3 protein-coding genes, 2 tRNA genes and 3 rRNA genes are annotated in these 12,743 nt (G+C 46.8%); 7 read left to right on the forward strand and 1 reads right to left on the reverse strand.

Going from position 1 to position 12,743, the window contains the following annotated elements:
* Window positions 1-99: 99 nt before the first annotated feature.
* Entirely contained in the window at window positions 100-978 is an 879-nt protein-coding gene (locus K6V26_RS03045; RefSeq protein ID WP_224264576.1) for a pirin family protein, read from the reverse strand.
* 535 nt (window positions 979-1,513) lie between these two features.
* On the opposite strand from K6V26_RS03045, the gene K6V26_RS03050 reads away from it, so the two are divergent.
* From K6V26_RS03050 to K6V26_RS03080, 7 genes are all read left to right on the forward strand, one after another.
* Window positions 1,514-3,040: ribosomal RNA gene (locus K6V26_RS03050) — 16S ribosomal RNA — on the forward strand.
* A 146-nt stretch (window positions 3,041-3,186) separates the two neighbouring features.
* Window positions 3,187-3,260, forward strand: a tRNA-Ile gene (locus tag K6V26_RS03055).
* A gap of 23 nt (window positions 3,261-3,283) precedes the next feature.
* Window positions 3,284-3,357 (forward strand) — tRNA-Ala (locus tag K6V26_RS03060).
* Between the two features lie 131 nt (window positions 3,358-3,488).
* Window positions 3,489-6,366, forward strand: a 23S ribosomal RNA gene (locus K6V26_RS03065).
* 123 nt (window positions 6,367-6,489) lie between these two features.
* Window positions 6,490-6,600 (forward strand): 5S ribosomal RNA (rrf, locus tag K6V26_RS03070).
* The 16S, 23S and 5S rRNA genes sit together here with 2 tRNA genes alongside, the layout of an rRNA operon.
* 333 nt (window positions 6,601-6,933) lie before the next feature.
* On the forward strand, window positions 6,934-8,100 hold the full coding sequence (locus K6V26_RS03075) for an efflux RND transporter periplasmic adaptor subunit (protein WP_007659138.1): 1,167 nt from the start codon (window positions 6,934-6,936) through the stop codon (window positions 8,098-8,100).
* Window positions 8,097-12,611, forward strand: a complete 4,515-nt coding sequence (locus tag K6V26_RS03080) for a multidrug efflux RND transporter permease subunit (RefSeq protein WP_224264577.1) — start codon at window positions 8,097-8,099, stop codon at window positions 12,609-12,611. Before K6V26_RS03075 ends, K6V26_RS03080 begins: the two co-directional genes overlap by 4 nt.
* The last annotated feature ends 132 nt before the right edge of the window (window positions 12,612-12,743 follow it).

Here is a 12,743-nt window from a genome sequence, read left to right on the forward strand (position 1 = left end):
AGGGCGTCAAAAGTAAAGCATTACCAGTTTCTGAAACTTATAAATATGATATTTATGGTTTCAAAACTGATAATGCTTTTACGTTAGGATTATTGTCGTTCAATCGTCCAGTTTGCCGAACTTGCCGGCTCCCAAATCAATGTAAGCTTGTTTTAATTCTGCCACGTTATTCATAACGAACGGACCGTATGCTGCAATAGGTTCTTTGATCGGTTCACCACTCATTATAAGAACAGTAGCTTTGTTTACAGCGTGGATGGTGAACGTTTCTCCTTTAGTTTCAAATAAAGCAAAATAGTCGGTTGGAACCAATTCATTATTATTGATTTTTACGGAACCTTCAACGACTAAAATAGCAGTATTGTAGTCTGCTGGAAATGAAAATTCAGCATTTCCACCTTTGTTTAGTTTAGCATTGAACAGATGCATCGGGGTAAAAGTAAATGCTATTCCGTTTGTATTCTGATATTTGCCTGCAATAACTTCCACCATACCTGTGTTATCGGGTAATTCGACTTTAGGTATCTGACTGTTTTCGATAGATTGATATTTAGGATCGGCTTTCTTATCCCTGGCGGGAAGATTGATCCATAATTGTACAATGTGGAATTCGCCTCCTTTCCGGCTGAAACTTTCTTCGTGATATTCCTTATGAAGTACTCCGGATGCGGCTGTCATCCATTGGATATCGCCCGGTCCGATCACGCCGCTGTTGCCTCTGCTGTCGTGATGGGCTACTTTTCCTTTATATACGATTGTGACGGTCTCAAACCCGCGGTGAGGGTGTACTCCGACTCCTCTCGGTTCTTTACGTGGAGAGAACTCCATTTTTGCATTATAATCTAACAGGATGAAAGGATTCATACGTTCCCTGCTTAGTTCTTCCAGATGCGGTATGAAATTATGAACTCTGAATCCGTCTCCAACCATATGCGGGGCAGGCGGAGCTATGATACTTTCTACTTTTTTTATTGTCATAAAATAATCTCTTTGTTTTTTAGTAAAACAAAAAAGAAAACGGCTTTGTTGTTACAATTCGTTATTCCCATATTATAATGTATAGGGAAGGCCCTTGAAAAGATCTTAGTTAGGCAATAATGCCTGAATTTTAAGGATAGTTGCATGTGAGACTCTGTTAGATTTTTTTTCTTTTGTAATTGTCAGTCGTTCAGAATTATAGTCTGTCAGTAACGATTTAGTTGAAAAAATAATCCCATAAAAGTTTGGAGCGTATGTTGTAAAGCACTACTTTTGCATCCGCATTCGAGAGAGAACGGCACTGCAAAACATGATGAAAAAAACTTTTAGAAAAAACTTCCTAAAACATTTGGAAGTATGAAATAAAAGTTCTTATCTTTGCATCCACGTTTGCTAAAATAAAGCGAGTGTAACAACAAGAGTTCTTTGAAAGATTTACATATCAACAAGTAGTACAAGTATTAGAAATTAATACCGTCAATAAACTTGAAAATAAAATAACGGATTCTGAGCATAGAGATATAAAACAATTTAAACAACGAAGAGTTTGATCCTGGCTCAGGATGAACGCTAGCGACAGGCTTAACACATGCAAGTCGAGGGGCAGCACGGTGTAGCAATACATTGGTGGCGACCGGCGCACGGGTGAGTAACGCGTATGCAACCTACCTATCAGAGGGGAATAACCCGGCGAAAGTCGGACTAATACCGCATAAAACAGGGGTTCCACATGGAAATATTTGTTAAAGATTTATCGCTGATAGATGGGCATGCGTTCCATTAGATAGTTGGTGAGGTAACGGCTCACCAAGTCTACGATGGATAGGGGTTCTGAGAGGAAGGTCCCCCACACTGGTACTGAGACACGGACCAGACTCCTACGGGAGGCAGCAGTGAGGAATATTGGTCAATGGGCGAGAGCCTGAACCAGCCAAGTCGCGTGAAGGATGAAGGATCTATGGTTTGTAAACTTCTTTTATATGGGAATAAAGTGAGGAACGTGTTCCTTTTTGTATGTACCATATGAATAAGCATCGGCTAACTCCGTGCCAGCAGCCGCGGTAATACGGAGGATGCGAGCGTTATCCGGATTTATTGGGTTTAAAGGGTGCGTAGGTGGTTAATTAAGTCAGCGGTGAAAGTTTGTGGCTCAACCATAAAATTGCCGTTGAAACTGGTTGACTTGAGTATATTTGAGGTAGGCGGAATGCGTGGTGTAGCGGTGAAATGCATAGATATCACGCAGAACTCCGATTGCGAAGGCAGCTTACTAAACTATAACTGACACTGAAGCACGAAAGCGTGGGGATCAAACAGGATTAGATACCCTGGTAGTCCACGCAGTAAACGATGATTACTAGCTGTTTGCGATACACAGTAAGCGGCACAGCGAAAGCGTTAAGTAATCCACCTGGGGAGTACGCCGGCAACGGTGAAACTCAAAGGAATTGACGGGGGCCCGCACAAGCGGAGGAACATGTGGTTTAATTCGATGATACGCGAGGAACCTTACCCGGGTTTGAACGCATATTGACAGCTCTGGAAACAGAGTCTCTAGTAATAGCAATTTGCGAGGTGCTGCATGGTTGTCGTCAGCTCGTGCCGTGAGGTGTCGGCTTAAGTGCCATAACGAGCGCAACCCTTATCACTAGTTACTAACAGGTCGTGCTGAGGACTCTAGTGAGACTGCCAGCGTAAGCTGTGAGGAAGGTGGGGATGACGTCAAATCAGCACGGCCCTTACATCCGGGGCGACACACGTGTTACAATGGTGGGGACAAAGGGCAGCTACCTGGCGACAGGATGCTAATCTCCAAACCTCATCTCAGTTCGGATCGAAGTCTGCAACCCGACTTCGTGAAGCTGGATTCGCTAGTAATCGCGCATCAGCCATGGCGCGGTGAATACGTTCCCGGGCCTTGTACACACCGCCCGTCAAGCCATGGGAGTTGGGGGTACCTAAAGTCCGTAACCGCAAGGATCGGCCTAGGGTAAAACCGATGACTGGGGCTAAGTCGTAACAAGGTAGCCGTACCGGAAGGTGCGGCTGGAACACCTCCTTTCTGGAGCGAAGAGTTCGTTATCAAGTTGACAAAAGGTATTAGTTAACTTGTACTACGGTTGAATATGTATAAAATATAGATCTACCGGCAATAAAGTGTCGGCAAGAGAGAAAAATGATGCTGAGGGAAACCAAGGCAAAGTTGACAGTCCTATAGCTCAGTTGGTTAGAGCGCTACACTGATAATGTAGAGGTCGGCAGTTCAACTCTGCCTGGGACTACAGAATCTCTGAGAGAGAATTTTGGGGGATTAGCTCAGCTGGCTAGAGCATCTGCCTTGCACGCAGAGGGTCAACGGTTCGAATCCGTTATTCTCCACAAAAAGTTACCGAGACATAGGAAACGTAGAGTAACGACAAGATCTTTGACATGATGGACAACGTAAAATAAAGTAACAAGAGCAAGCTGAAGATATATCAATCCAATTTACCCCTGTGGTAACCGGAAATAAGAAAGTAAGCAAGGGCAGACGGTGGATGCCTTGGCTCTCGGAGGCGACGAAGGACGTGATAAGCTGCGATAAGCTGGGGGGAGATGCAAATAATCTTTGATCCTCAGATTTCCGAATGGGGCAACCCGGCAGGTTGAAGGCCTGTCATCCCGTAATGGGAGGCGAACGTGGGGAACTGAAACATCTAAGTACCCATAGGAGGAGAAAATAAGAATGATTCCGCAAGTAGTGGCGAGCGAACGCGGAAGAGCCCAAACCGGTATTGTTTAGGCAATACCGGGGTTGTAGGACCACGTTGTGGCAAGAACTTAGGAAAGTGGAACACTTTGGAAAAAGTGATCGTAGAGGGTGAAAATCCCGTACACGACTTTCTAACGAAGCCTAGTGGTATCCTGAGTAGCGCGGAGCACGAGAAATTCTGTGTGAATTAGCGGGGCCCATCCCGTAAGGCTAAATACTCCCGAGAGACCGATAGCGAACCAGTACCGTGAGGGAAAGGTGAAAAGAACCTCGAACAGAGGAGTGAAATAGACCCTGAACCCGTCTGCCTACAAGCGGTCGGAGCAACGTAAGTTGTGACGGCGTGCCTTTTGCATAATGAACCTACGAGTTACTTTCTCCGGCAAGGTTAAGTATTTCAGATACGGAGCCGAAGCGAAAGCGAGTCTGAACAGGGCGAATTAGTCGGAGGGAGTAGACGCGAAACCAAGTGATCTACCCATGGTCAGGTTGAAGGTTAGGTAACACTAACTGGAGGACCGAACCGGTAAGCGTTGAAAAGCTTTCGGATGAACTGTGGGTAGGGGTGAAAGGCTAATCAAACTTGGAGATAGCTCGTACTCCCCGAAATGCATTTAGGTGCAGCCTAGGGTTAGTATAGTATGAGGTAGAGCGACTGATTGGATGCGAGGGCTTCACCGCCTATCAAGTCCAGATAAACTCCGAATGCGTACTATATATTGCCCTGGAGTGAGGGCGCGGGTGCTAAGGTCCGCGTCCGAGAGGAGAAGAATCCAGACCATCAGCTAAGGTCCCCAAATAACAGTTAAGTTGAACTAACGAAGTCAGACTGCAGAGACAGCTAGGATGTTGGCTTGGAAGCAGCCATTCATTTAAAGAGTGCGTAACAGCTCACTAGTCGAGGAGTTTGGCGTGGATAATACTCGGGCATAAACTGTTTACCGAAGCTATGGATCCAGTAATGGATGGTAGGGGAGCATTCCAGTGGCGTTGAAGGTGAGGGATAACCCTTGCTGGAGTAGCTGGAAAAGCAAATGTAGGTATAAGTAACGATAAAGGAAGTGAGAAACTTCCTCGCCGAAAGACTAAGGTTTCCTGATCAACGTTAATCGGATCAGGGTAAGTCGGGACCTAAGGATAAGCCGAACGGCGATTCCGATGGAAGAATGGTTTAATATTCCCATACTACTTTATAGAGCGATGTGGAGACGGAGAAGTGACAGTCCTGCCAACTGACGGAATAGTTGGTTAAAGGGTGTAGACGTTGATCGCGGTAGGCAAATCCGCCGTGAGAGTCGAACCTGAGAGTATGCCGAGTACTTGTACAAGGCAATATGGATGTAAACAGGCTCCCTAGAAAATCCGCTAAGCATATCTATAGAGTACCCGTACCGTAAACGGACACACGTAGTTGGGTTGAGAATACTGAGGCGCTCGAGTGATTCACGGTTAAGGAACTAGGCAAATTGACCCTGTAACTTCGGGATAAAGGGTCCCTGTCAGCGATGGCGGGGCGCAGAGAATAGGTCCAGGCAACTGTTTAACAAAAACACATGGCTGTGCGAAATAGAAATATGAAGTATACAGCCTGACACCTGCCCGGTGCTGGAAGGTTAAGAGGAGAGCTCATCGCAAGAGAAGGTTTGAATTGAAGCCCCAGTAAACGGCGGCCGTAACTATAACGGTCCTAAGGTAGCGAAATTCCTTGTCGGGTAAGTTCCGACCTGCACGAATGGTGTAATGATCTGGACACTGTCTCAACCGTGAGCTCGGTGAAATTGTAGTATCGGTGAAGATGCCGATTACCCGCGATGGGACGAAAAGACCCCGTGAACCTTTACTATAGCTTTACATTGAATTTGGGCAACTAATGTGTAGGATAGGCCGGAGACTGCGAAGCAGGCACGCCAGTGTCGGTGGAGTCGCCGTTGAAATACGGCCCTTTGGTTGTTTGAGTTCTAACTTGCTAAAGCAAGGACACTGTATGGTGGGTAGTTTGACTGGGGTGGTCGCCTCCAAAAGAGTAACGGAGGCTTCTAAAGGTACCCTCAGACCGATTGGTAACCGGTCGTAGAGTGTAATGGCATAAGGGTGCTTGACTGGGAGAGAGACAACTCGATCAGGTAGGAAACTAGAGCATAGTGATCCGGTGGTTCCGCATGGAAGGGCCATCGCTCAAAGGATAAAAGGTACTCCGGGGATAACAGGCTGATCGCTCCCAAGAGCTCATATCGACGGAGCGGTTTGGCACCTCGATGTCGGCTCGTCACATCCTGGGGCTGGAGAAGGTCCCAAGGGTTGGGCTGTTCGCCCATTAAAGTGGCACGCGAGCTGGGTTCAGAACGTCGTGAGACAGTTCGGTCTCTATCTATCGTGGGCGTAGGAGATTTGAGTGGCTCTGACACTAGTACGAGAGGACCGTGTTGGACAGACCTCTGGTTTACCGGTTGTACCGCCAGGTGCACCGCCGGGTATCTAAGTCTGGATTGGATAAGTGCTGAAAGCATCTAAGTACGAAGCCAGCCTCAAGATAAGATCTCCCTGAGGGTCGTTGTAGACTACGACGTTGATAGGCTACAGGTGTAAGGGCAGTAATGTCGAAGCCGAGTAGTACTAATAGCCCGAGACTTTCTATTTCCGGAAGGAAGGATTGATATATTTTTAGAATTGAAAATTGGAAATTATGAATTGAAAATTTTTGATTCGCTCTAAAGTTACGTTAAAGTAACGTTGTCCAAGTCAAACATCTTAAAAGGTATTAAGGTGGTTATAGCGTTGGGGATCCACCTCTTCCCATTCCGAACAGAGAAGTTAAGCCCAACCACGTCGATGGTACTGCGTAAAAGTGGGAGAGTAGATAGCCGCCGTTTTAGAGTCACAGACTCCAAACAAATGAAAGGAATCAATCGAAAGGTTGGTTCCTTTTTGCATTTATAGCTGATGACTCTGACTATCCATAAATACATTATTTGTATTTGGTTTATATTTGTTTTGTGGATTATGTAGCATTTGTCTGTGGAATAATTCTACGAACCCCGTTTTTAATAAAGAAGTTGTTCTATTTGATTGTTTATTTATATGGTTAATATTTAGGAGTATAGCGTTTTTTAACAGATTGCATTGAACAATGGTACGATTATTTCATTCTTACAATATAGAGATAGAACAATAGAAAATTTAAATGTCATTTATAGATATTAGTAATGGTAGGAGAAAGATTAGTAAAAGGAGGTATCGTATTAGTCGCCCTTTTAATGTTGGCAACAGGATGTCGAAAAAAAGAAGAGCCGTTGCGTCCCCTTGTCATAGTTGACAAGCCTCAGAAAGAAGATGTGCAAATTTTTGGTGAATATGTAGGCCGTATTCGTGCCGCAAGTTATGTAGAGATACATGCACGCGTAGAAGGTTATCTGGAAAGGATGCTGTTTGTAGAAGGTAAACAGGTGAAACAAAATGAACCTTTGTTTATAATAAATTCAGCACTTTATAAGGCACGCGTAGAGAAAGCGAAAGCACAGTTAAAGAAGAACGAAGCTCAGGCGGCAAAAGCCAAAAGAGATGTAGAGCGTTTACAGCCGTTGTACGAACAGCATGCAGCCAGCCAGTTGGATCTTGATAACGCATTAGCTTCCCTGGATGATTCGGAAGCTAATATCGCAATGAGCAGAGCTGACCTGGACCAGGCACAACTGGAGCTGGGTTATACAACGGTCACTTCACCGATTGCCGGATATATCAGTGAGCGTTTTGTCGATGTCGGCGCCCTGGTTGGTCCCGGTGTTAACTCCAAATTAGCGGCCGTGGTAAAAAGTGACACAGTATTGGTCGACTTCAAAATGACTGCATTGGATTATCTGCGTGCCGAACGCCGTAACATTAAGTTCGGTGAGCAGGATACGACCCGTTCCTGGCAGCCGACTGTAACCGTGACGCTGGCCGATAATTCCGAATATCCGGTCAAAGGCGTAGTCGACTTTGCCGATCCGATTGTAGATCCCCAAACAGGAACTTTCGGTGTACGTGCAGAATTGGCTAATCCGAATCAGAAATTACTTCCCGGACAGTTCACCCGCGTAAAACTATTATTAGATGTACGTGAACGGGCAATCGTGGTTCCCCGGAAAGCTATTTCTATAGAACAAGGCGGTGTCTTCATCTATATTATCCGGCGTGATAATGTAGCGGAAAAGCGTTTCGTGCAAACAGGACCTGAAATCGGAAATAACATCGTTATTGAACGCGGTCTGGGAGAAAATGAAGCAGTAGTTATCGAAGGCTATCATAAATTAGTTCCTGGTATGCTGGTGCGTCCGGTTCAGGCAGGGGATGACAAAGCCATCGAAGCATATAGAGAGGAGGCAGGAGAATGAAGCCGGGATTCTTTATAGACCGTCCCGTATTCTCGACCGTACTATCTTTATTGATCGTTATTGTCGGGGTTATAGGATTGATGATGTTACCGGTGGACCAGTATCCTCAGATCACGCCTCCGGTTGTGAAGATCAGTGCCTCTTATCCGGGAGCCAGTGCCTTGACGGTGTCGCAGGCTGTTGCAACACCGATCGAACAGGAACTGAATGGTACTCCGGGTATGATCTATATGCAGAGCAGCAGTACGAACTCCGGAGGTTTGACTATAACAGTCACATTCGATGTATCTGCCGATGCTGACCTTGCTGCTGTGGAAATACAGAACCGTGTGAAGCTAGCTGAATCGCGTCTGCCTTCCGATGTTGTTCAGAATGGTATCACCGTAGAAAAGCAATCGGCCAGCCAGTTGATGACGTTAAGCCTGAGTTCGGATGACCCACGCTTTGATGAAATCTATCTGAGTAACTTCGCTACGATCAATGTGCTTGACGTACTTCGCCGTATTCCGGGTGTGGGGCGTGTCTCCAATATCGGTAGCCGTTACTATGGTATGCAGATATGGGTATATCCGGACCGCCTGGCAAATATGGGACTGACGGTAAAAGATATCCAGGCCGCCCTGAAAGAACAGAACAGTGAATCCGCTGCCGGAGAATTGGGTAAACAGCCGGTTATCGACGTGGATATCACTTTGCCGATCACTGCCCGCGGACGTCTGTCTACGGTAAAAGAATTTGAAGATATCGTTGTCCGTGCCAATCCTGACGGATCGATTGTCCGTTTGCGCGATGTCGCGAGAATATCTTTGGAAGCCTCTTCCTATTCTACGGAGAGTGGAATAAACGGAAAGAATGCGGCTATCCTGGGTATTTATATGCTACCGGGTGCCAATGCTCTGGAAGTGGCAACGAATGTAAAAGAAGCAATGAAAGAGATCAGCCAGAACTTCCCGGAAGGACTGGAATATAAATTCCCTTTTGATATGACCGAATATATATCACAGTCTATCCATGAAGTTTATAAAACCTTGTTTGAGGCTTTGTTCCTGGTTATACTGGTTGTATTCCTGTCATTACAGAACTGGCGTGCCGCTTTAATCCCGACTATCGCTGTTCCCATATCATTGATCGGGACGTTTGGATTTATGCTTATCATGGGATTCTCCCTGAATATGCTGACCTTGCTCGGACTGATCCTGGCGATCGGTATTGTGGTCGACGATGCGATTGTCGTAGTGGAGAATGTGGAACGTATCATGCATGAAGAACGGCTTACAGCCCGCGAAGCCACCCATAAAGCGATGCGTGAATTATCGGGAGCTTTGATTGCAACATCGATGGTATTGGCAGCCGTATTCGTTCCGGTGAGTTTTCTGAGTGGAATTACCGGAGCATTATATCGCCAGTTCTCTATTACGATAGTGGTTTCCGTATTGTTGTCGACTGTCGTTGCTTTGACATTAAGCCCGGCGATGTGTGCCCTGATATTACGTCCGACTGTAGGGAAGAAAAACTTCGTCTTCCGGAAGATCAATATATGGCTGCATAAAGGGAATAATAAATATATCCATTTGCTGACCCGTGCGATCACTAATCCCAAAAGAATCCTGGCCGGATTCGGTATGGTACTTGTTTTTATCTTTGTGCTGAACCGGATTATTCCTACCAGTTTTATCCCGGAGGAAGACCAGGGATTTTTTACAGTGGAATTAGTTATGCCCGAAGGTGCGACATTGGAGCGTACCCGTAAAGTAACCGACAGGGCGATAGAATTTCTGGAAAAACAACCGGCCGTCGCTTACGTCCAGAACGTGACGGGAAGCAGTACCCGTGTGGGAACTTCGCAAAGCCGCTCCACGCTTACCGTTATTCTGAAACCCTGGGAAGAACGTAAGTCTTCCGGCATGGGTGTTGAAGATGTGATGGCTGTGGCCCGTAAAGAATTTGAATATTATCCGGAGATACTCGCTTATCTGAATCGTCCGCCGGTAATACCCGGTCTGGGAGAAAGCGGAGGTTTGGAAATGCAGTTGGAAGCCCGCGGTGAAGCCAGTTGGGAAAATCTGGTGAGTGCCACCGATACATTTATGCTATATGCGTCGAAAGCTCCCGAACTGACCGGCGTATCTTCTGCCCTGCAACCGGAGATTCCGCAACTATACTTTGACGTAGACCGTGACCGGGCAAAGTTCCTGGGTATCCCTCTGACGGATATCTTCTCGACGATGAAAGCCTATCTGGGCTCCGTCTACGTGAATGACTTCAATATGTTCAACCGTATATATAAGGTATATATCCAGGCAGAAGCCCCTTATCGCGCCACCCGTGATAATATAGGACTGTTCTTTGTCCGTGCACAAAATGGTTCGATGGTTCCGCTAACCGCTTTGGGTACGACGAGCTATACGACTGGACCGGGTACGATCAAGAAGTTCAATATGTTCTCGACAGCTGCCATCAGTGCAGTGGCTGCCCCCGGCTATAGTTCCGGTGAAGCCATGGCTGCCATGCAACGGATTGCACGCGAACATCTACCCGATAACATAGGTTTGGAATGGAGCGGTCTGTCTTATCAGGAAAAGAAGGCCGGCGGACAGACAGGCATGATCCTTGTACTCGTATTCCTCTTTGTGTTCCTGTTTCTGGCCGCACAGTATGAAAGCTGGATCGTTCCGATCGCAGTTATCTTATCTTTGCCGGTTGCCGCTTTGGGTGCTTATCTGGGAATTTGGGCTACCGGGTTACATAACGATGTCTATTTCCAGATCGGGCTTGTCACGCTGATCGGGCTGGCGGCGAAGAATGCGATCCTGATCGTCGAATTTGCCAAAGTACAGGTCGATGCCGGAGTAGATGTTGTTCAGGCTGCTATCCATGCGGCGCGGATGCGTTTCCGTCCGATCCTGATGACTTCCCTGGCATTTGTATTGGGTATGCTTCCGATGGTGTTGGCTAGTGGACCGGGATCAGCCTCACGCCATAGCATCGGTACAGGGGTGTTCTTTGGTATGCTGGTGGCCATTACGGTAGGTATTGTTTTGGTGCCGTTCTTCTTTGTTCTGATTTATAAGATCAAACGAACGCTGCGGATGGATCGTGTTGCGCGGATAATACCTAAAAAGAAGATGCTCTTTTTTATGGTTGCTGCGTCGGCTATTACCTTCTCTTTTTCTTCCTGTAAGCTAGGAGAGAAATATGCCCGTCCGGAGTTGAACCTTCCGACTGAACTGGAGGCCGGTGCCGACAGTCTTTCCGTGGATAGTATTCCCTGGGAAAGCCTGTATGCCGATACCACTTTGCAACGGCTTATTACGACTGCCCTGGAGAATAATAAAGATATGAAGATAGCAGCCGCCAAGATCAAGGAAATGATCGCTGCCAAACGTATCACATTTGCCGACCAGTTTCCGGAAATAGGTGCGCGCATTTACAGCCAGAAAGAACGGTTGAATTATGGTGGTGATAACCCTAAACCCGATCCAGAATACGGGGCGAAGCTGACTCTTTCGTGGGAGTTGGATTTGTGGGGTAACCTCCGTTGGGCAAACGAAGCCGGCGTTGCTGCCTACCTGCAATCGGTAGAGGCCCGCCGGGGATTACAGTTGACACTGGTTGCCGAAGTGGCGGCCGCTTATTATCAACTGTGTGCTCTCGACCGTCAGTTGGCTATAGTCCGCCAGACATTGGAAGCTCGTCGTGAAGGGGTTCGCCTGGCTAAACTCCGCTATGATGGTGGCCTGACTTCCGAGACTTCTTATAACCAGGCTTTGGTGGAGCTTGCCCGTACCGAGACGCTTGTCCCTTCGTTGGAGCGCCAGGTGAAGATCAAGGAAAATGACCTGTCTCTGTTGTTAGGTGAATATCCGGGATATATCCCCCGCGGCCTGTCTCTCGACCAGCAACATTTGCCGGATGCTTTGCCGGTAGGACTGCCCTCGGCTCTGTTGGAACGCCGTCCGGATATGCGTCAGGCTGAGTTGAAGTTGCGCGAAGCGAATGCAAAAGTAGGAGTAGCCTATACCGATCTGTTTCCGAAGATCAGCCTGACCGGTAATTTCGGTCTCGAGAGTGAAGAGTTGGGCGACCTGTTGAAAAGTCCGGCATGGTTCCTGGCAGGCGATCTGCTTCAGCCTCTTTTCGCAATGGGGAAGAACAAGGCAAAGCTGAAAGCCTCCAAAGCCCGTTATGAGCAGGAGGTGTACAGTTACCAGAAAAGCGTGATCGGTGCTTTCAAGGAGGTGAACGATGCAATCGTTACGATCCATATGGCGAAAGATATCCGCCGCTCGCAGGAAAAACTGGAAGCAGCCTCGAGGAAATATCTAAAGTTGGCGGAATTGCAGTATATCAATGGTGTAACCAATTATATAGATGTACTGGATGCCCAGCGTGGTTACCTGGATGCCCAGATCAGCTTGAATAAGGCGGTATTGGATGAACTGCTGTCGGTGGTTTATCTGTATAAAGCGCTGGGAGGAGGATATACATCTGCCTCAGAAGAAATACAGTAGTTAAATAGAAAGACTCTGATATATTTGTGTACCTATGGGTTATTTACTAAAGAGCCTATAGGTACTTTTTTCAGTAGGAAAAACGTTAACTGCTAACTTATTTCTATCTTTGTATTCCTAAAAACAATAAAG

This window comes from Parabacteroides goldsteinii, assembly GCF_020091425.1.
GTDB classification, from domain to species: Bacteria; Bacteroidota; Bacteroidia; order Bacteroidales; family Tannerellaceae; genus Parabacteroides; species Parabacteroides goldsteinii.

Excerpts from the sequence above, each read along its gene's own strand:
- K6V26_RS03080 (WP_224264577.1), top strand. The coding sequence starts at position 8,097 with ATGAAGCCGGGATTCTTTATAGACCGTCCCGTATTCTCGACCGTACTA.
- K6V26_RS03045 (WP_224264576.1), bottom strand. The coding sequence starts at position 978 with ATGACAATAAAAAAAGTAGAAAGTATCATAGCTCCGCCTGCCCCGCAT.
- K6V26_RS03075 (WP_007659138.1), top strand. The coding sequence starts at position 6,934 with ATGGTAGGAGAAAGATTAGTAAAAGGAGGTATCGTATTAGTCGCCCTT.